Source organism: bacterium, from assembly GCA_036524115.1.
In the GTDB taxonomy this organism is placed as follows: Bacteria; JAUVQV01; JAUVQV01; order JAUVQV01; family DATDCY01; genus DATDCY01.
Genome location: DATDCY010000333.1, coordinates 1 through 20,855, shown reverse-complemented (window position 1 = coordinate 20,855; position 20,855 = coordinate 1). Strand labels below are relative to the sequence as shown.

10 protein-coding genes are annotated in these 20,855 nt (G+C 73.2%); 6 read left to right on the top strand and 4 right to left on the bottom strand.

Translation table 11 applies throughout. The features are described from left to right. Positions 1–20: 20 nt before the first annotated feature. Positions 21–1,706 (bottom strand): NERD domain-containing protein, encoded by a 1,686-nt coding sequence (locus VI078_16165; protein ID HEY6000822.1) that lies wholly within the window; start codon positions 1,704–1,706, stop codon positions 21–23. Between the two features lie 109 nt (positions 1,707–1,815). Between VI078_16165 and VI078_16160 the strand changes: the two genes are divergently transcribed. The 3 genes from VI078_16160 (at position 1,816) to VI078_16150 (ending at position 12,978) form a co-directional block, all read left to right on the top strand. Continuing rightward, positions 1,816–2,430 (top strand): hypothetical protein, encoded by a 615-nt coding sequence (locus VI078_16160; GenBank protein HEY6000821.1) that lies wholly within the window; start codon positions 1,816–1,818, stop codon positions 2,428–2,430. A gap of 232 nt (positions 2,431–2,662) precedes the next feature. Beyond that, positions 2,663–11,026, top strand: a complete 8,364-nt coding sequence (locus tag VI078_16155; protein ID HEY6000820.1) for a SpvB/TcaC N-terminal domain-containing protein — start codon at positions 2,663–2,665, stop codon at positions 11,024–11,026. Positions 11,027–11,103: 77 nt separating this feature from the next. Beyond that, the gene (locus VI078_16150) at positions 11,104–12,978 is read left to right on the top strand and encodes a tetratricopeptide repeat protein (GenBank protein HEY6000819.1); all 1,875 of its coding nucleotides are present in this window, start codon (positions 11,104–11,106) and stop codon (positions 12,976–12,978) included. A 51-nt stretch (positions 12,979–13,029) separates the two neighbouring features. On the opposite strand, the gene VI078_16145 is transcribed toward VI078_16150, so the two are convergent. Together VI078_16145 and VI078_16140 are read right to left on the bottom strand one after the other, a co-directional pair. Continuing rightward, positions 13,030–15,003, bottom strand: coding sequence for a PAS domain S-box protein (locus tag VI078_16145; protein HEY6000818.1), 1,974 nt, complete (start codon positions 15,001–15,003; stop codon positions 13,030–13,032). Between the two features lie 121 nt (positions 15,004–15,124). Next, positions 15,125–16,153 carry a 4Fe-4S binding protein gene (locus tag VI078_16140; GenBank protein ID HEY6000817.1) on the bottom strand — a complete coding sequence of 343 codons (1,029 nt, stop codon included), beginning with the start codon at positions 16,151–16,153 and terminating at the stop codon, positions 15,125–15,127. Between the two features lie 143 nt (positions 16,154–16,296). Between VI078_16140 and VI078_16135 the strand changes: the two genes are divergently transcribed. Together VI078_16135 and VI078_16130 are read left to right on the top strand one after the other, a co-directional pair. Next, complete coding sequence (locus VI078_16135; GenBank protein ID HEY6000816.1) at positions 16,297–16,647, top strand: hypothetical protein; 351 nt, start codon at positions 16,297–16,299, stop codon at positions 16,645–16,647. Between the two features lie 55 nt (positions 16,648–16,702). Then, the gene (locus VI078_16130) at positions 16,703–17,719 is read left to right on the top strand and encodes a zinc-binding alcohol dehydrogenase family protein (GenBank protein HEY6000815.1); all 1,017 of its coding nucleotides are present in this window, start codon (positions 16,703–16,705) and stop codon (positions 17,717–17,719) included. A 28-nt stretch (positions 17,720–17,747) separates the two neighbouring features. Here VI078_16130 and VI078_16125 read toward each other — a convergent pair whose 3' ends face one another. Next, positions 17,748–18,608 carry a GGDEF domain-containing protein gene (locus VI078_16125; GenBank protein HEY6000814.1) on the bottom strand — a complete coding sequence of 287 codons (861 nt, stop codon included), beginning with the start codon at positions 18,606–18,608 and terminating at the stop codon, positions 17,748–17,750. 139 nt (positions 18,609–18,747) lie between these two features. Between VI078_16125 and VI078_16120 the strand changes: the two genes are divergently transcribed. Next, on the top strand, positions 18,748–20,855 hold a 2,108-nt coding region (locus VI078_16120; protein ID HEY6000813.1), incomplete at its 3' end, for a hypothetical protein.

Genomic DNA, 20,855 nt, shown 5'->3' with positions numbered 1-20,855 from the left:
CCGGGCGCAGGGCCTCGCGGTCACTCCGCCCGGAAGACGTGCAGCGCCAGCCGCGCGCGCGAGGCTGCGGCGTAGAGGAACGCGCGGCCCTCGAAGAGGTCGTCCTCGCGCGCGTCGACGAGGACCGCGACGTCGGACTCCAGCCCCTTGAACTTGCCGATCGTGGTGCAGAGCACCGCCCCGGCGCGGTCCATGGGGTCGGTGGAGATGCTCTGGCCGCCGATGCGGTCCAGCCCGCGCAGGCAGGTGTTCTCCTTCGTGTGCGGCGCGATGATCGTGATCCGCCCGGGGGCGATCCGCTTCTCGTCGACGAGCTCCGCCACCAGCCGGTCGACCGCCTCGGCCGCGGCCGCCCCGCCGCGCGGCTGGCGGTGGAGCACCGGCGGCTCGCCCTCGGGGCTGCGCGAGAACGCCGGGGCCGCGCGCTCGGCGAGGGTGCCCAGGTACTCGGCGATGCGGCGCGTGTTGCGGAAGTTGACGCCGAGCGCGACCGTGGGGAAGGGGGGCATGAGGCAGCCGGTGCCGAAGATGTCCTGCGCGGGGTCGTGGAAGATGACGAACTCCCCCGCCCGCGGGTCGCGCAGGCACCCCTCGAGCAGGTCGAACCAGTCGCGCAGGAAGTCCTGCCCTTCGTCGACGACCACCGCGTCGTAGCGCGGCAGCTTCCCGGCGGCCAGCGCGGCGCGCAACCGCGCGGGCAGCTGCACGTTCCAGTACTCGTCCGCGGCGCGCTTGTCGCCTGGCGCGGGCGCCGGGGGCACGTCCCCGACCGCCTCGGCGGCCTCGCGGCACAGGTCGTGGAAGTTGGCCGCGCGCACTCGCCCGGCCAGCGGCCCCCAGTCCGCGACGGTCCCGGCCAGCCAGCGCGCCAGCGCGATGTTGAAGCAGGTGAGCAGGACGCGTCGCCCCGCGAGCGCCGCGGCGCGTGCGACCTCCAGCGCCAGCAGCGTCTTGCCGGTGCCGGCGCCGCCGCGCACGCACAGGCGCGGGGCGGACACGAGGCTGCGCAGCACCTCGGCCTGTTCGCCGCTGAGGCGCACGAGCGCCTGGTCCTCCAGCTCGAGCCGGGCGCCGAAGCTGGGGGCGAGCTTCCAGCGCGGCAGCAGCACGTGCTTGCGGAACTGGCGGAACTCGCGTTCGTCGAGGGGGCGCACCGGCCCGCGGCCGGAGCCCCACCAGGCGAGGATCTCGGGGATCCGCCGGTCCAGGCGCCCGAGGTCCGCGGCGTCGAGCAGGATCTTCGGGGAGACCTCGGCGGGCAGCGGCCCGACGTCGGCCGCCGAGGTCGCGGGGAGCGCCACCGCGTGCCCGTGCACGAACGGGAAGGCGCCCCCGAGCCCCGGGAAGAGGGCGGCGACCTTCGGGCGCAGCTCGCCGACCAGCTCCTTGATGTGGCGCTGCGCCTGCCGGAAGGGGCTCTCGCCGAGCGGTTCCTCGCGGCCGCCGGCGAGCAGGCGCATCCAGGTGCCGTCGCCCCGCAGGTGCACGCCCTCGCCCTTGCACTCGATCGCCAGCAGCCCGTGCTCGCGGTGGACGACGAGAAAGTCGATCGCCCCCTCGGCCGGGTGCTCCGCGCCGAGGTACGCGTAGTCGTGGAACACGTGCCACTCCTCGCCGAGGCCCGATTGCAGCGCCTCGAAGAGGTGCTTCTCCGCGAACCAGCCCGGCCGCCACAGCGGCGGCGACGGCGGCGTCATGACGGCCATGGCGCCCATGCTACCAGAGGCCGTCCTTGACTTCGCTCGCCGCGGCTCGAACAATCAAGGCATGTGCGGCGGGGCGGAGAACTCCCGGCCTGGCGGACGGCTCGGCCGAGTGGCGCCGTATTTGACGCTCGGGCTGCTGCTCCCGCTGCTGGCAGGACCAGCGGCGGCGGCGACGGGGCGCCAGGTGACGCCCTGGGCCGGCTACGTCTCGGGCGGCAGCCTGCTGGAGCGCGCGACGGGCGACGTCCTGCGCATCGGCTCCGCGGCGGGCTTCGGCGTCGTCCTCGATCTTCCCGCGTGGACTGGCGCCTCCTACGAGGTCGTCTACGGATTCCAGAAGACGGAGCTGAGCGGGGACGACGCATCGGGCAGGAACCTGCGGCGCGGCCTGGACATTCACTACGTGCACGTCGGCGGCCTGACCGAGTTCGGCGAGGGGACGGTGCGGCCGTTCCTCGTCGGCGGCCTGGGACTGACGGCGCTCGTGCCGGACGGGCGCGGCTCGAGCAGCAACTTTTCCCTCTCGCTCGGCGGCGGCGTCAAGGTCCCGCTCTCCGACAGGGTGGAGCTGCGGCTGGAGGGCAGGGGCTACCTCACGTTCATCGCGGACAGCGGAGGGATCTTCTGCGTCTCCTCCGGCGCCAGCGGTGGGTGCACGGCGGGGGGCGAGGGCCGGACGCTGGGCCAGCTCGCGGTGCTCGCGGGGCTTTCCTTCAGGCCCTGACCGGGAGCGCCGGACCGGCGAGATCCCGTGACGGCCCTTCGCTCGGGCCGCGACAGCGTTGACGCTGCCAAATCCCAGAGCGTATACTTAATTCCTCTCTTGCGACCGGATGCGGTCGTGGCACAGATTCGCGCCCGCCCGGGTCGCGAGGTACCGCCCGACGCTCGATCAGCCCGGAACCGGCACGCCGGCGGCGCCGCTTCCGTTGGTTTCTCGCCGTGGAGGTGCGGTCATGCATTCGCGGAGCTCTTGTCGCAGGAAGTCCTTTCGCTCGCTCGCGCTGTCGGCGCCGTTGCTCGTGCTCGCCATGGCGCTCGGGTCTCCCGCTGCGCAGGCGGCCGCGCCGCCGGGGATGGCGGGCCCGGACCCCGCCGGCATCGTGCCCCTGCTCCTCGACGGCTCGCGCCTGGAGGCGCTGGCGGAGCCGGACCCGACCGCCGGCATCAACCTGATCGCGGCGCCCGAGGCGAACAGCCTCGGCGAGGCCGCCCTGTCCTATCCCCTGGAGATCCCACCCGGGCGTCGCGGCATGCAGCCGCGCCTCGAGGTGGCGTATTCCTCCGGAGCGGGCAACGGCTGGCTTGGCCTTGGCTGGAACCTCTCCGCACCGATGATCACCGTCGACACCCGCTGGGGGGTGCCGCGCTACAGCCCCACGCACGAGACCGAGACCTACCTTCTCGAAGGGCGGCAGCTCACGCCGCTGGCCCATCGGGCCGACCCGCTGCCGCGGGCCGCGGGCGACAGAGTGTTTCACGCCAGGGTGGAGGGGGCGTTCGACAGAATCGTCCGGCACGGCGCCGGGCCGGGGGCCTGCTGGTGGGAGGTCACCGACACCGACGGCACGGTCTACTCCTACGGCGGGCGCCGCGCCGCCGGCGGCTTCGAGAGCGGGGCCGTCCTGACCGACGATCCGGTCCTCAACGGCGGCAACGTCTTCGTCTGGGCTCTCCGCGAGATCAGGGACACCCACGGCAACACGGTCCTCTTCGAGTACGAGCGGGTCGAGAGCACCGGCCTGGCGCAAGGAACCGAGCCCGGCCACGACCTCTACCTGAAGTCCGTGCGCTACACCGGCTTCCAGGGCGAGCCGGGCCCCTACGCCGTGAGTTTCGTGCGCGACCGTGCCGGCGACACACCTCGCCCCGATGCGGTGATCGACGCGCTCGGCGGCTTCAAGCGGGTGACCGGCGAGCTGCTGCGCCGCGTCGAGGTGACGTTCGAGGACCCCGTCTCGCGGGCGCCGTCGGTGGTCCGGAGCTACGACTTCTCCTATGTCACCGGCGCCTTCGAGAAGACCCTCCTGAGCTCGGTCACGCAGCGCGGCCAGGACGGCGCGGCGTTCCACACTCACACGTTCGGGTACTACGACGAGGTGAGCGCCCCGGCGGGCGGCTACGCGGGTTTCGGCGAGAAGCAGACGTGGAACACCGGGTACGACAATCTCGGCGAGTATCTGCCCCTGCCCGTCTCCTCCGGGGCGATCAGCAGCGGGGTGTCCGACGCGGGCGGCTTTTCCGTCTACGGCGGCTTCAACCTCTGGATTCCGCAGAAGTTCGGCTCGGCCGGGTTCAGCGTCGGCGGCCACTGGTCGGACTCGCGGGGCCTGCTGGAGCTCGTTGACGTCGACGGCGACAGTCTCCCGGACAAGCTCTTCGAGGACGGCGGCAGGCTCTACTACCGGCCGAACACGTCCGGGCCGGCGGCCGGCGCAGCCGTCACGTTCGGCGAGCGGGCGGAGATCCCCGGCCTGCCGGCCATCGCCACCGAGTCCACCAGCAGCTTCTTCTTCGGTCCCGAGGTGCACGCGGGTCTCCAGGGGCTGGAGAGCAATGCCTGGACCTGGGCCGACCAGTCGAACTATCTGGCCGATGCCAACGGCGACGGGCTCATCGACCTCGTGGACGCCGGTGCCGGCCAGGTCCACTTCAACCACCGGGGCGCGGGCGGCTCGCCGTCCTTCGACACCGACAGCAGCGACACGCCCGTGCCCATCGCCGCCAGCGCCGTCGACACCGCCGGCATCCTCGGCGATCGCCGCGCCTGCAGGACCGGTCTGGGGCCGTGCGTCGTCGATTTCGACTGCCCGACCCCCGGCGACGTGTGCGTCCCGATCGCGGACGTCCTGGTCGACAACTACCCGCTCGTCGACACGGTCCGGCGCTGGGTCGCGCCGTGGGACGGCAGGGTTGCGATCACCGGGGCCGCGGCGCTGGCCGGCGGTGGCGGCTGCGAGCGATACGCCGCCGCCGATGGGGTCCGCGTCGCGATCCAGCACAACGGCGACGAGCTGTGGGCGGCGGACATCCCGCCGGCGGGCGGCCCCGTGTCGCCGCGCGACGTGGGCAACGTCCAGGTCCGGGCCGGCGACCGCATCTACTTCCGCGTCCAGTCGGTGGCGAACGGCGCCTGCGACGAAGTGCGCTGGGAGCCGGCGATCGACTACCGCGCCGGGCAGGCCCCGGCCGACGCGAACCTCCTCGACCCCTACCACTACAGCGCGTCGGGGGATTTCGTCCTCGCCGGCCGGCGCGGCGCCAGGGTCTGGCTCCCCGTGGACGGGACGGTGCGCCTCGACGGCGCCTTCCGGAAGACGGGCCCGACGAGCGATGACGTCGCCATCCAGGTCTACTACGGGGCGGATGCCAACGACCCCGGCAGCCTCCTGCTCTCGCAACCCGTGGCCTGGGACGAGACGGCCGAGATCGCGCCGACCCTCGACATCCCGGTGACGGCGCGCGGGTGGGTCCTGCTGCGGGTGCAGACCGACTCGCCGATCGACCTCACGCGGATTTCCTGGGCTCCGCGGCTCTACTACACGGCCGCGTCCGTGCCCGGCGCGTTGGTCGACCGGAACGGCAATCCGATCTTCCAGCTCAACCCGCCCTACGACATCGACGGCTACACCCGCCCCGGACCGGGCGCTCCGCAGGAGCCGTGGATCGCGCCCTACACCGGCCGGGTGACCGCGAGCGTCGGCGTGCCCGTCCCGCCGTTTCTCTTCACGTGTCCGGAGGGGCAGGTCGTCTTCACCGTGAAGCGCCCCGGCGAGTTGGTGGCGAAGGCGGTGCTCCAGGTGGCGCTCCAGGGCCAGGTGTGCGTGGCGTCCGACGCCTCCGTGAGCTTCGCGGTCACGAAGGGCGACTCGCTCTTCTTCGACTACTCGGTGTTCAGCCCGGAGCTCTCGGAGCTGTTCCCGCAGGCGGCCTACCCCGTGAGCGTTGCCTACGACCCCGCCAGCATCGACCCGCCGGCCCACGGCCCGACAGCGTTCACGCTCCCCGGCATCCTGCGCGGCTCGGAGCATCCGGGACTGCTCCACGCGCTCCCGCACCGCGGCTGGAGCGTCTTCGGGTACAACGGGAACCGCGAGCGGGCGGCGCGGCCGATCGACGAGCAGGTCGTCGGCGCCTACGACGCGGGGGGCTACGGCAACGGCTCCGCGTACGATCCGAGACGGGCGCCGGCCTGGCCCTTCATGCCGTGGCCTGCGACGTCGATCTGGCTCGGGCCGGACGACCGGACGTGGGCGGCGGCGGGCCTGGTGAGTCCCTCGCGGCTCGGCGCGGACGACGTCCGCGTGCCCGGCTCCGGCGGCCTGGCGCTCGGGCCGGCCGTGCGGCGCCACAGCACGTCCTTCCAGGCCGTTGCCGGCGGCGGCTTCTTCATCGCGGGGTTCTCGAAGACGATCGACGCCTGGACCACCGGCGACGTCGACTACCTCGACATGAACGGCGATCTCTTTCCCGACGTGGTCAGCGGCGGGCACGTCCAGTACACCTCGCCGCTCGGCGCCCTGGAAGCGGCGAAGACGGCCGTCGACGGCTTTGCGGGTGACGAGGTGCGGCGCACCGGCATCGACAGCTGGAACGTCGGCCTCGGCGCGGACCTCAGCCTCACGCCGGGCGACGCGCAGGGCAAGGGCGGGGCCGCCGCGGGCCACGCCGCGAAGGCCAGGGGCGGGAAGGCGGCCGCGAAGCCGCCCGCCGGCAAGGGCAAGGGCAACGGCGCGCAGAAGGTCGAGATGGGGATGGAACTCAGCTTCGACGCCGAGTTCGGCGAGGGCGACTTCGACCTCGAGGAGGACCTCGTCGACGTGAACGGCGACGGTCTGCCCGATCGCGTGCGGCGTGTGCCCCTGTCCGTCGACAACGACGGCGACGGCCGCACGGACAGCATCCTCCAGGCCGCCCTGAACCTCGGCTACCGCTTCGGGGCTTTCGAGACGTGGGGCACGGGCACCCCCAACGCGAGTGCGAGCAACGAGCACAATCTCGGGCTGGGGCTGGGGTTCAACGTGGGCGACTTCTCGTTCGCCGGAGGCGCCGCCTCGAGCTGGGTGAACGGGGAGGTCGCGGAAGAGCTGGTCGACATCAACGGCGACGGCCTCGTCGACCGGCTCCGTTTCGACGGCGCGACGGTCACCGCGGGCATCAACACGGGGGGCGGTTTCGCCCCGCCGGTTCCCTGGTCGCCGGGCACGGGCGTCACGAGCACCGCCGTGAGCCTCGGCGGCGGCGTCTACTTCACGGTCCCCATCGGCCCCCTGTGCCTCGTGGGCTGCTACATCATCGTCAACCCCGGCGGCGACTACGAGCGGAGCATCACCCGCCAGAAGAGCGACCTGCGCGACGTCGACGGCGACGGCTGCGCCGACCTGGTGGAGACCGACCGCGACGACCAGCTCACGGTCTCGCCCAACCGCACGGGCAGGACCAACCTCCTCGCCTCCGTCGCCAGACCGCTCGGGGGGACGATCGCCCTCGAGTACCGGCGCGACGGGAACACCTACGAGATGCCGGAGTCCCGCTGGGTCCTCGCGAAGACGACGGTGGGCGACGGCTGGCCGGGCGACGGCGTCGACGAGCAGCGGACGGTCTTCCAGTACGCGGGCGGCCGCTCCGACCGCTGGGAGCGCGAGTTCTACGGCTACGGCACGGTCGTCGCGACGCTGCTCGACGCCGGCGGGCAGCCCTATCGCAGCGTGACCCGGACGTACGCCAACACCGGCTTCTACTCGCGGGGCCTGCTGCTGGACGAGGCCGTCGCGGACGGCGAGGGGAGGAAGTACGTCGAGACGCGGCACACGTGGCTCCTGCGCGACGTGGAGACGGGGCAGCCGCTGGCGGCGACCGACGACGACGTTGCGACGGTGTTCCCCGAGCTGCGCCGGACCGACCGCCTCTTCTCCGAGGGCGCGGACGCCCCGGGAACGGCCACCGCCATCCTCTACGAGCACGCGCTGAAAGAGGGCGCGCCGGGCGTGAAGTGGTCGAACCTCGTGCAGGTCGTGGACCTCGGCGACGAAGGTCCGGAGGACGACGTGCGGCTGGATGTCGGCTACTTTGCCGACACGGCGGCGCACATCGTCGGGAAGCCCGATGCGCTCCGGTACTCGGCGCAGGGGCGCGAGCTGCAGCGCAGCGGCATGACGATCGAGGCCGGGACCGGGGACGTCACGCAGGTCCGGGAGTACCTCGCCGACGGCGCCGCCGCGACGACGGACTACGCCTACGACCCCTACGGCAACACGCTCTCGGCGACCTTCCCGCCGAACCTCAGGGGGCAGCGGTACGCGGTGGCCTACGGGTACGACGACCGCGTGTTCACGCACCTCGCGCGCATCTCCGACAGCCACGGCGACGTGTCGACGGCGCGGCACGACCTGGCGCACGGCAAGCCCCTGCTCGAGACGGACATCAACGGGAACACCCTCGAGCGCGGCTACGACGGCTTCGGGCGGTTGCTGTTCGCGATCGGGCCCTACGAGGCCGGCGCCGGCCTGGACAGCGTGCGCCACGTCTACCACCACGGCGAGGCCACTCCCTGGGCCATGACCCGTCGCGTGGACCGTTTCGACCCGGCCGGCGACACCATCGACCGCGTCGTCTTCGTGGACGGCCTCGGGCGGGTCACCCAGACGAAACGGGACGCCTCGGTGCACCAGGGCGCCGGCGTGGCTGCCGCGAGGGTGATGGCGGTATCCGGGGACTCGAAGTTCGACTTCGCGGGGCGGACGGTGGCGCAACGCCACCCCGTCACGGAGGCGGTGGGTACGCCCGGCGTGCCGAACACCAGGGTCGACGGCGTCGAGCCGTCCCGCACGACGTGGGACGTCCTCGACCGCACGACGAGCCTCGCGCTCCCGGACGGCAGCGTCACGCGGTACGAGTTCGGGTTCGGCCGGGACCGCCGCGGGGCCCAGCGGCTGCTGGCGCGGGCGATCGACGCGCGGGGCGCGCCGCGGGAGATCTACCGGGACGCGCGCGGCCTCGTCGTGGGCGTGAAGGAGTCCGCAGGGGGCGGCTCGCCCGACATCTGGACCAGCTACGAGTACGACCCGCTGCGCCGTCTCGTCGCCGTGACCGACGACCGGGGCAACGCCGTCGCGGCCGAGTACGACAACCTCGGGCGGCGCACCGCCCTGGAGAGCCCGGACGGCGGTCGGACGGAAGCCCGCTACGACCTGGCCGCGAACGTGGTCGAGCGCGTGACGGCGAACCTCCGGCTCTCGGGGAGGAGCATCCTTCACGACTACGACTTCAATCGCCTGACCGCCATCGCCTATCCCGCGTTCCCCGAGAACAACGTGACGATCGCGTGGGGGCGGCCGGGCGCGGGCGGCAACGGCGCCGGCCGGATCGTCCGCGTCGGGGACGAGTCGGGCGTGGAGGAGTTCCGCTACGGCCCGCTCGGGGAGGTCGCGGTGCGGACCAGGACCGTGGCGTCGGACACCCAGGGCAGGAGCGCGGGCAGCCCCGAGGTGTACGTCACGCGCCAGCGCCACGACACGTGGGGGAGGCTCGGGCTGCTGACCTATCCGGACGGCGAGGAGCTGACCCACCGCTACGACTCCGGCGGCCTGCTGCGGGAGCTGACCGGCGCCAAGGGCGGCAACCGCTACGTCTACGTGCGGCGGCTCGAGTACGACAAGTTCCTTGACCGCGCCTTCGTCCTCTACGGCAACGGCGTTGCGACCAGCTACGGCCGCAATCCCCGCAACCGGTGCCTGGAGGTCGTGCAGTCCGGAGCCGGTCCCGGCCGGGGCGGGTTCTTCCAGGACCTGCGCCTGAGCTGCGACCGCGTGGGCAACGTCACCCGCGCGCGCAACCTCGCGGCCACCGATTCCCCGCGCTGGCTGGGCGGGGCGACGGACTACTCGTTCGTCTACGACGACCTCAACCGGCTCACCGGCGCCAGCGGGCTCTTCGAGCGGCCGCGCGAGAAGGCGGAGCGGTTCACCCTGCAGGTGGACTACGACGGCATCCACAACATCACGGCGATGACCCGGGTGCACCAGGTCGTGAATCCCTCCGGGAAGCCGGTCGCGCGCCGCAAGACGAGCCTCGACGCGCGCTACCTCTACGGCGGGAGGGGAGCGCACGCGCCCGACCGCATCGGCGCGGCGAGGCTGGAGTGGGACGCGAACGGCAACCAGATCGTGGTCAGGGCGCCGGGGCAGGATGGGCGAAGGACCCTCGTCTGGGACGAAGAGAACCGCCTCCAGGCCGTCTCGCTCAACGGCCACACGATACGTTACAAGTACGACGCCGCCGGTGTCCCCGTGGTCACCCGCGGGCCGCAGGGGGAGACGGTCCTCGTGAACCGCTACCTCAGCATGCGCAATCGCGAGGTCGGCCTCAAGCACTTCTTCGCGGGCGACGAGCGCGTTGCGACCAAGCTGATGAAACAGGACCGGCCGGGGGCGAACCCCGCCGGCCGTCCGCCCGTGGAGAAGGACGTGTACTTCTATCACGGCGATCAGATCGGGTCGACGACCTTTGTCACGGACGCGCAGGGGGAACTCTACGAGCACCGCGAGTACTTCCCCTTCGGCGGCGTCTTCGTCGACGAGTCCGCCAACACCCGCCGGGCGCCGTACCAGTTCGCGGCGCGGGAACTCGACGACACGACGGGGTACTACTCCTTCGACGGGCGTCCCTACGACCCCGAGACGGCGCTGTGGCTCTCCGCCGAACCGACCCTGCGCGCCGCCTTCCCCGGGGCGGGCGCGCACGGGGACGCCGCCGAGAGCGTGGGCGTGTACGAGACGCGCAACCTGAACCCCTACGGCTACGCGGGCCAGAACCCCGTGACCAACGTGGGCTCGGAGATGCCGCCGTTCTCGCGGCCGGCGCTGACGGGCGCCACCCTCCTGCGGTCCCCGGGGATGGGCCGCATGCCCGCGCCGGCCGGGCTCCCGCCGATTCCCTACCCGCACCTGGAGCTGCCGTGGTGGATGGCGACCGGAGGCGGCGCCCCGGTCTCCGGCTGGTGGGCGTCCGCTCCCTCCCGCTGGGGCGTGGGCCAGCTGACGCAGGACCAGGCACAGAGCGCCGAAGAGGCGCCGGCGACCGGCGCATTGCATTTTGAGTTCGGCTTCGCCAAGGAGGAGATGAAGAAGCTCGGGACGGCGATGAAGGATCGCCCGAAGGCGCTGGCCGCCGCGAAGGAGGCGGCCAAGGCGGCCGCGGCGGCCAAGAAGGCCGTCGCTCCTCCGGCGGCGGACCTGGACGCGGCCGGCGGGCCGGACGTCGGGGGCGGCGCGCCGCAGCCGCAGCCCCAGTCACGCCGGCGAGCGGTGAGCGCCCCTTGAGGTCCTGAAGGGAAACAGTCGCCCGGCCCCCCGCGCGGCCCGGGCGCGGTATCATCGGGCCGGGAGGGGAAGCGATCGTGCCGAGCGCCGCGCGGGAGGAGAGGGGGGCGGCGCGCGCGCCGTCGAGCCTCCTGCCGTTCCGGCGTCCGTGGCAGCCGTGGCTCGTTCTGGCCGTGGTGGCCGCAGGGCTGTACGTCAACACGCTGCGGCACGGGTTCGCGCTCGACGACGGGATCGTCATCAACCGCAACCGCCACGTGCTCCAGGGGCTGCGGGGGCTGCCGGGCATCTTCACGAGCGACTCCTACCAGAGCTACTACGAGCAGATGGGGGGCGCCTCGCGGCTCCGCGGGGGACGCTACCGCCCGCTCTCGCTCGCGACGTTCGCGCTCGAGCAGCAGATCGTCGGGACGTGGCCCGGCGGCGTGCTGCCGCCCCGCTGCTGGGACCGCAACGGCAACGGCCGCGACGACGCGGACGAGGACGTCAACGGCGACGGGACGTGGAACGACGCGGACTGCTACGTCCGGGGCTATCGGCTGCGCCATCTCGGCAACGTCGCGCTCTATGTCGTGTCGGTCCTCCTGATCTACGCGCTGCTCGCGCGCCACCCGCTGCGGGAGCAGCCGGACGCGGCCTTCGTCGCCGCGCTGCTCTTCGCGGTCCACCCGGTCCACACCGAGGTCGTCGCCAACGTCAAGAGCCGCGACGAGATCCTTTCGCTGCTCTTCATCGTCCTCGCGCTGATCGCCGCCTGCCGGCACCTCGAGACCGGCCGGGCGCGGCACCTCGCCGGCGTCGCCGCCGCGACGCTGCTGGCGGCGTTCTCGAAGGAGTACGCCTTCGCGCTGCTCGCGCTCGTCCCCGCCACGGTCTGGTTGCTCGGAAAGGAGCGCCCGCTGCGGCGGCACCTGGGCCTCGCGCTCGCCGTGGCGGTGCCGCTGGCCGTCTTCGCCGCCGCGCGCCTGGCGGTGCTGCCGCCGGGCGGGCCGCCGCCGCCCCCCGACGTGCTCAGCGACCCGTACCTGCTCGCCACGCCCTCGCAGGCCGCCGGCACGAAGGCCGTCGTCTGGTCGAAGTACCTGGGGCTGCTCTTCTTCCCGGCGGTTCTCGTCTCGGACTACGGGTACCGCAGCATCCCGTACCGCGAGCTTGCCGGGGGGCAGGCGCTGGCGTCGCTCGCCCTGTTCGCCGCGCTCGCGCTGCTCGCGGTCTGGCTTGCGCGCCGGCGGCACGCGGCGGGCTGGGGGCTCGTGTTCTTCTTCGCCACGTTCCTGCCGGTTGCCAACGTCCTGTTCGACGTCGGCACCACGATGGCGGAGCGGTTGATCTACCACGCGTCGCTGGGGTGGGCGGTCGCAGCGGGCTGGGCCTGCGTGGCCGTCGTGCAGCGGCCGCGCCTGTCCGCGCCGGGCGGGCGCGCGGCGCTGCTGGCCGGCCTCGCTGCCGTGGTGGTGCTCGCCGGCGTGCGTACGGTCGCGCGCAACCGCGACTGGCGGAACGACACTGCGTTGTTCACGCACGATGTCACGGTGGCGCCCGACAGCGTGCTGTGCCTGACCAACGCCGGCGGGCGCTGGATCGACCTGGCGGAGCTGCCGGCCTGGCGCGGGCGGGAGGCGCAGTGCCTGCGCACGGCCATCGGCTACCTCCAGCGCGCGCTCGCGCTCTACCCCGACTACCTCACCGCGCACCTGAGCCTCGGCCTGGCGCACTTCAAGCTCCGGGAGTACGACGAGGCCGAGCGCAGCTGGAACGCGGCGGCGCGCATCCACCCCGGCAGCCCGTATCTCGCGCGCTACTTCCGCGTGCTGGCCGACGCGTGGTCGCGCCAGGGGATGGCCGCGCTCTTCGCGGGGGACTGCGCGAAGGCGCGCGCCGCGTTCGAGCGCTGCCTGCGGCTGGACCCGGGCAACGGGCCGGCGCGGCGGGGCCTCGAGCGCTGCCGCTGAGGATTGTCCGCCGGAGCCGCGGTCCGGGCGCCGCGCCCGGGCGGCTTCCCGTCAGGCGAGGAGGCGGTCGAGCACGTCCCGCAGGCCGGTCAGCGTGTAGGGCTTCGCGAGCACGTCGCGAAAGCCGTGGTCGCGGTAGTCCGCGAGCACGCCGTCGGCGGAGTAGCCGCTCGAGACGATCGCCTTCACGGCCGGGTCCAGCTCCAGGAGCCGGCGCATCGTCTCCTTCCCCCCCATCCCGCCGCGGACCGTCAGGTCCAGGATCACGGCGTCGAAGGGCCGGCCGGCCGCCGCGGCCTCGCGGTAGCGCTCGAGCGCGGCCTCGCCGTTCTCCGCGAGGGTCGGTTCGTGGCCGATGGCCCCGAGCAGCGCGCCGGCCACCTCGCGGACGACCGGCTCGTCGTCCATGACCAGGATCCTGGCGCGCCGGGGCTCCGCCAGCGGCCGGCGCGCCCGAGGCGCCGGGGCCGGCTCGACATCGGGCTGCGCGGGCGCCGCCGGGAGCAATACCGTCACCGTCGTCCCGCGGCCGGGCTCGGACGCGAGGTCGACGGTCCCGCCATGGTTCCTGACGATGGAGTAGACCGTGGCCAGGCCGAGCCCGGTCCCCTTCTCCTTCGTGGTGAAGTAGGGGTCGAAGACCCGCGGCAGGTGCTCGGCCGCGATGCCGGTCCCCTCGTCCCGGATGACGATCTCGACGTTCCCCGGGGAGGCGCCCGCGTGCGCCGCCGGCCCGCCCGCCGCGGGGACGTTGCGCGCGGTCACCGTGACGGTGCCGCCCGAGGGCATCGACTGCTCCGCATTCAGGACGATGTTCTGCACCACCTGGCCGATCTGGCCGGCATCGGCGTCCACCGCCCAGAGGTCGCCGGGGATCGCCAGCTCCGGCCTGGCGCGCGAGCCGCTGAGGGCGAGGCGCACCGCGTTCTCGATCACCGGCTGCAGCGCGATGATCTTCTTGAGCGGGCCGCCGCCCTTGGCGTAGGTCAGCAGCTGGCTCGTGAGGCCCACCGCCTGGTGCAGCGCCTGCTCCGCCTCGCTGAGCATTGCCAGGACCTCGTCGGGGCGGTCGGTCTTGAGCCGGGCCATCGAGATGTAGCCGAAGACGCCCTGGAGCAGGTTGTTGAAGTCGTGGGCGATGCCTCCGGCCAGCGTGCCGATCGACTCGAGCTTCTGGGCGCGCAGCCGCTCCTGCTCGAGGGCGCGCTTCTCGGTGACGTCGACGACGACGGCCAGGGAGCGCACGAACGCCCCCGAGGCGTCGTGCTCGGCGATGGCGGAGAGCAGGGTGTCCATGACCGAGCCGTCCTTCCTGACGAACTGGTATTCCACGTCCCTGCAGACGCCCGACTTCATGAACGCCGGCAGCACGACCTCCCGGGCGTAGCGGCGGGAGCGCTCGGTCAGGAAGTCGGTCGAGCGGCGCCCGATCACCTCCTCGCGCGTGTAGCCCAGCTGCGCCAGCCACGCGCCGCTGATGCTCAGCAGCCGACCCTCCGCGTCGATGGAGTGCATCATCACCGGCGTGCGCTCGTAGAGCTTGCGGTAGCGCTCCTCGCTCTCGCGCAGCGCCTGCTCGGCGCGCTTGCGCGCGGAGATGTCGCGGTCGATGCCGCGGTAGCCGCGCAGGCGGCCTTCGGCGTCCCGGACCGGCACCCCGCTCGTCTCGAGGGTCACCCGCCCGCCGTCCTTGCGGAGGTTGACGTTCTCGAGCGCCGTGATGGGCTCGCCGTGGCGGACGTGGCCGAGGAATTCCGTGGCCACGCGCTCGCGCTCCTCGGGGGGCATGAAGTCGAACGGCGTCCGCCCGAGCACCTCGCCCGGCTCGTAGCCGAGCACGTCCCGCACCTTCGGGCTGACGTAGGTGTAGACGCCGTTCTCGTCGACCTCCCAGATCCAGTCGCTTGAGGCCTCGACGAGCGTGCGGAACCGCTCCGCGCGCTCCTCCAGGGCAAGGAGCGGGTGGGGGGCGGACTCGTGCCCCGGCGCTGTGTTGTCCTGCGGCCCGCTCGCTTCGCGGCTCATGAAACGGATCCCCTCTCAGCGTGCGGCAGTACGTCCCGGAGAGCCCCGTGGAGATTCGTCCAGATGACTACGATCTTAGTGCCGCGCGCCGGGAAGTCAACCCGACGCGTCGTCCCCCGGATCAGGCGTGCGCGAGCCCCGCCAGCGACGGCACGATCCGCAGGTACTCCTCCCCGCTGACGCCCGAGTGCCAGTGCCCGGTCGCGCGGGCGGCGAGCAGTATCCCGAAGAAGATGGCCACGAGCGCGGCCGCGTAGAGCCACGGCGGGATCACCCGCCGGCGCGCCAGGGAGACGTCGAGCGCGCCGGGGACCGGGCAGCGGCTCACGCAGGTCAGGCAACCGATGCACTCGGGCGACGCGATGCCGGCCTTGCGGTCAACCGGCAGCAGCGCGGGGCAGTGGCGGGCGCAGGCGCCGCAGTTGGCGCAGCGGTCCGCGTCGCGGCGCACCCGCACGGGGCCGGCGGCGGCGAGCAGGCCGAGCAGCGCGCCGTAGGGACAGAGGAAACGGCACCAGAACGACTTCGTCACCAGCGACAGCGCCACCAGCGCCGCGAGCACCACGGCGGTCGTCGCGGACATGTCGGTGAAGAAGCGCAGCATCTTCAGGTCGCCCGCCTTCCAGTAGTCGGTGGCGAGGAAGCCCTGGATCGCCTCCGGCGACATCCGCACGACGATGATCCAGAAGAAGAAGGTGAGCAGCGCGTACTTGAGCGGGCGCAGCGTGAGATCGGCCCACCGCGGGAGCGCGAAGGTGCGGCCGAAGAGCCGCCGCCCGCCGCGCCAGAGGACCTCGGAGAGCGTCCCCACGGGGCAGAGCCAGCCGCAGAAGCTCTTGCGCAATGCCAGCGAGAGCGCCAGGGCCGCGCCCAGGATCACCATGCCGGCCGGGTGCCACGGGTCCCAGGCGCCGGTCGTCACCCAGAGCTTGAGCGACATGAGCGAGCCGATCGGCAGGAATCCCTCGGGCGAGAGCGGCTTGGCGAACGCCGGGACGCGGCCGGCCTCCAGCTCGCCCGCGAAACGCCAGAGGTCGTAGCCGCCCCAGAGCACGAGCAGGAAGACGCCCGACTGGACCGCCGCCCGCAGGCGCCGGACCAGGGGGCGGGTGCGCCCGATGCGCGAGCCCCGGTCATCCGTCGTGCCCATGCCGTTCACGGATCGTAGGGTACCCCATCGGCGACCGCCTCGCCTTGATCTGGATCAAGCGCCCGTCCGCCGACGGAGCGCTTGACGGTGGCCCGGGCGCGCCCTACCTTCCGGTAAACCAACGCAACGAAGGGAGCGCGCCCATGAAGGCTGCACTGAGGAGGTTTGTCCTGCCCGGCCTGGCCCTGCTGGTGCCGCTGTTCGCGGCGTGCAACTCGGGGGACAACGGTCATTCCGTCGACCTCGGGGGCGTCGGCCATCGGGAGGGCTTCACCGACCCGCTGACATTCTGTGTGGGCTGCCACGGCCCGACGTTGCACGGCGGCAGCGGGCCGAACTGCTACAACTGCCACAACGCCAACGATCACCAGACGGTCCGCGCGGGGATCCGCCACAACCAGCCGGGAATCGACTGCAGCCGCTGCCACGGCCCGTCGCGTACCCGCGGCGGCCTCGGGCCGGCCTGCGTGCAGCCGGGTTGCCACAAGGTGTAGGCGCGGCCGTGCCGGGCACCTGCGCCCGACGGGAGGCGAACGCCCCGTGAAGGCGATGGTGCTCCGGGCGCTGCATGATCTGCGCCGCGAACGCGCGCCGCTCGTCCTCGAGGATCTTCCCGTGCCGGCGCCGCGCGCGGGCGAGGTCCTGGTGCGCGTGGCCGCCTGCGGCGTCTGCCACACCGACCTCGACGTGATCGAGGGCCGCACGCCGCCGGGCCGCCTGCCGCTGGTGCCCGGCCACCAGGTCGTGGGCACGGTCGCGGCCCTCGGCGAGGGCTGCTCGCTGCGCAGCGTCGGCGAGCGCGTCGGGATCGCCTGGATCAACGGCGCCTGCGGGTCGTGCGCCTTCTGCGCGGGGGGGCGCGAGAACCTCTGTCCCGACTTCCGGGCCACCGGGCGCGATGCGGACGGCGGCTACGCCGAATATGCCGTCGTGCGGGAGGGCTTCGCGGTGCCGCTGCCCGCGGCCATCGACGACGTGGAAGCCGCGCCGCTGCTGTGCGCCGGGGCGATCGGCTGGCGCGCGCTGCGGCTGGCGGGCCCCGTCGACGGCGGCGCGATAGGCCTCGTCGGCTTCGGCGCGTCCGGGCACCTGGTCCTGCGCGTCGTGCGGCGGCGCTTCCCGCGGTCGCGGGTGCACGTCTTCTCGCGCACGCCGGGCGAGCGCGCCTTCGCGCTGGAAGAGGGCGCGGCGTGGGCCGGGGACTTCGGCGACGCGCCGCCGGAGCCGCTCGATTGCGCCATCGACACCACGCCGGCGTGGGCGCCGGTCGTGGCCGGCCTGCGCGCGCTCGGGCCCGGCGGCCGGCTCGTCGTGAACGCCATCCGCAAGGAGGATGCGGACAAGGGCGCGCTGGCGGGCCTCGACTACCCGCGCGACCTCTGGATGGAGAAGGAGCTGGTGAGCGTCGCGAACATCGCGCGCGCCGACGTCGCCGAGTTCCTCGCGTTCGCCGCCGCGGCCGGCATCCGCCCCGAGGTCGAGGTCCTTCCTCTCGCGGAGGCGAACCGGGCGCTGCTGGATCTGAAGGAGCGGCGGATCCGGGGCGCGAAGGTCCTGGTGACCTGAAGGAGCGGTCGCGCCGGCGCGCGCGGCGCTACGCCGGTCCCCGCCTCCCGCGCTTCTGCTCGTACATCACGCGGTCGGCCTCCGCCAGCAGTTCGTCCAGGGGCAGCGGCTTGCCGGGGTCGTACATGATGACGCCGACGCTCACCGAGAGGCGGTAGGGAAGCTGCGCTTCGGCGTTGAACGCGTCGAGGTTGCGCTGGAAGCGGCCGATGATCGCGGGGACGGCGTCGGCGATGGTCCCCACGGGGATCACGGCGAACTCGTCGCCGCCGATGCGCGAGATGACGTCCGAGGTCCGGTAGGTCGTCCGCAGCAGCCGTCCGGCCTCGGCGAGGGCGCGGTCGCCCTCCTTGTGGCCGAAGGTGTCGTTGATCTGCTTCAGCCCGTCCATGTCGGCGTAGAGCATGTACACGCCCTCGCGCCGCCGGTCGGCGAGCTTGAGCTGCTGGACGGCAAGCGTGGTGAAGCCCCGGCGGTTGTAGAGGCCCGTGAGCGCGTCGGTGAGCGACAGCGAGCGCAGCTCCTCCTCGAGCCGCTTGAGCGCCGTCACGTCCTTCGAGACGACGATCACCGACGAGACGCCGCCGTCCGCCCGTCGCACCGGGCTCAGGGTGAGCAGGAAGTCGTTGCCGTCCCTGCGGCTGCGGTGCTCGTGGCGCAGCGACGTGCCGGTCTCGAAGACCGCCGCCACCTTCTCGCGCATCCACCGCGACTCCTCCGTGCTGTGGAAGTCCGCGTACGAGCGGCCGACGAACTCGTCGCCCGCGAACCCCATCCGGGCCATGTGCTTGCGGTTCATGAAGAGGTAGCGGCACTCGCGGTCGAGCTGGTAGATCGAGTCGTCCGTCGCGTCGACCAGGGCGCGGTACTTCGCCTCGCTCTCCGTCATCGTGTCCTCCAGCCGCATCCCGAAGGGCGTCGCGCCGCGCGCGTTCGCGCCGCGGAAATGCCAAGGATGCGCGCTCAGCATAGCACACGGACCTCCCGGGCGTTGGACAACCGCCGCCCCGCGCACTATCGTCTCCCCCATGCTCGGACAGCGGTCGGTCGCGCGCGTCGCCCCGGTCCTGGCCACGCTGGCGCTGCTTGCCGCCGCGCCCGCGCCGGCGTCGGCGGGGAGCGGCGCGCCGCGTCCGCGGGCGGCGAGGACGTCGGCCGGCGCCCCCGCGTCGATCGCGGTCTCCTACGCCGAACTGATCGACCCGGACGCCGTCACGAGGACGGGCCGGAAGCTCAGCGCGGCGGTGCTCGACGCCGGGACGCCGCGCTCGTTCCTCCAGCCCTTCCTGGACGCCTACTCCTCGCTCCTGCCGTACGCGGTCGAGATGGTCTTCGGCCCCGACCAGGAGCCGCGCACGGACGTGCTTGAGCGGTGGCCGCCGGGCTCGCCGCAGCCGGCGTGGGTGGCGCTGTTTCGCGGGGGGCGCTACCGCGCCGCCGCCGACCGGAAGGGGCGGGTCCGCCTGTTCCTCCCGGGGACCGACGCCGCCGCGGCCTGGCGCGAGCACTACCCCGTCGTCCGCCACTGCCTCGCGGCGCTCGCGGCCGATGTCGGCGCCGCGCTGACCGTCGAGATCTTCGCGTACCGCAACGACTACCGGCGACGCGAGCTGATGCTCTCGCTCCGGCCGGCGACCGTGACGGCCGCGGACTTCCCTCCGGAACGGCCTCCCCCCGACCTGGCCGCGCTCGAGGAGTTCTTCGGCCGCGGGGGACAGCTCGAGGGGGCGCAGCTCGACGCGGCGGCCGGGCTCGTCCTCTTCGCGCGGCCCGACCGGCGCGACAGCCTCGGCGGCGAGCCCGTGTCGCTGGCCGACCTGGCGGTCGCGTACCGCGCCGCCTTCCACGCGGGCGACAACGACGCCTTCGTCAGCCTCGACCCCAACGCCGACCCGGTGCTCACCAGCGTCAACTTCGGCGGCACCCTCGAGGACACGCGGATCGGCGCCGCGGTGCTCGCCGCGGACCGGCGGTTCAAGACGGTGTGCACCGGCCTCGACCCGGTCACGCACCGGGACGTCCGCGCGGAGATCCGCCGGCGCATTCCGGAGTTCATGACCAACTCCGAGCGGGGGATGCTCGACCCGGATGCGGAGCAGGCCGAGACGTGGGTCTCGAGCCGCTACTGGTTCTACCCGGAGTCCGTGAGCGTCGACGCCGACCCGCGCGACGGCTTCGCGGTGATCACGCGGCCGCGCTTCACCGCGGACGCGGAGCGCATCGGGAAGGGGTTCGAGGGCGCGGACGGGCGCAGGAAGCGCGCGGCGCTTCCGCCCTCGGCGCGCGCCAACATCCGCCAGCTCAACGAGCAGTACGAGCGCTACGCCGCCGCGTTCCCCGAGATCGGCGACCTGGCCGCGGTGGCCCGTCTCATGGCGGTGGCGACGTGGCTGAGGCGCTCGGACACCTCGGGGCTGGACCTCGACGCGCTGCTCGCCGTCCAGTTGCCGGCGGTGTCCACGCCGCGGACCCTGGAGCGCATCGTCACCACCGAGTACCTCCCGATCCCGCCGGGCGCGGCGATCACGGGGACGCTCGTCCGGGAGCAGTCCGGGGTGCTGTGGCTGACGCCGGCGCTGCAGCAGGCGGTCGGCGAGTTCTTCCACGATCCGCAGTCCTTCGCGGCCTGGCTCTGCACGCGGGACAAGGCCGGGCGCCGGGCCTGCGGCGAGTACGAGGCGGAAGCCGTGGCGCGCTTCAAGGACGGGCGCGAAGCGCCGGTGCGGTCGCTGCTGCGGACGGAACGGGACCTGCTGTCGCTGCTGGAGTTCCTCTCGCAGCGGCTGGCGTACCCGCTGCCACCGGCGGGGGAGGCCGAGCGGGCGGAGCAGGTCGCCGACCGCACCCGGCTCGGGGAGCTGCGCGCGGAGCTCGAGCGCGTGCGGGCCGAGCTGGTCGCGGCCGGCGAGCCGGCGCCGGCTGGCCTCGTCGCCGAGCGCGAGGACCTCGAGCGGCGCTACGGGGCGATCATGAAGACGTACCACGAGCGCGGGAAGGCGGCCGCATCCTGGCAGACCAGGTCGAAGTTCCAGGTCAACGGCGGCATCAGTCTCCGGCCGGGGGAGTTCACGATTCGCGCCGACGCGCGGAGCGCCGCGCTGAAGGACTTCAAGCGCCGGGCGGAGTCCGCGGCGGC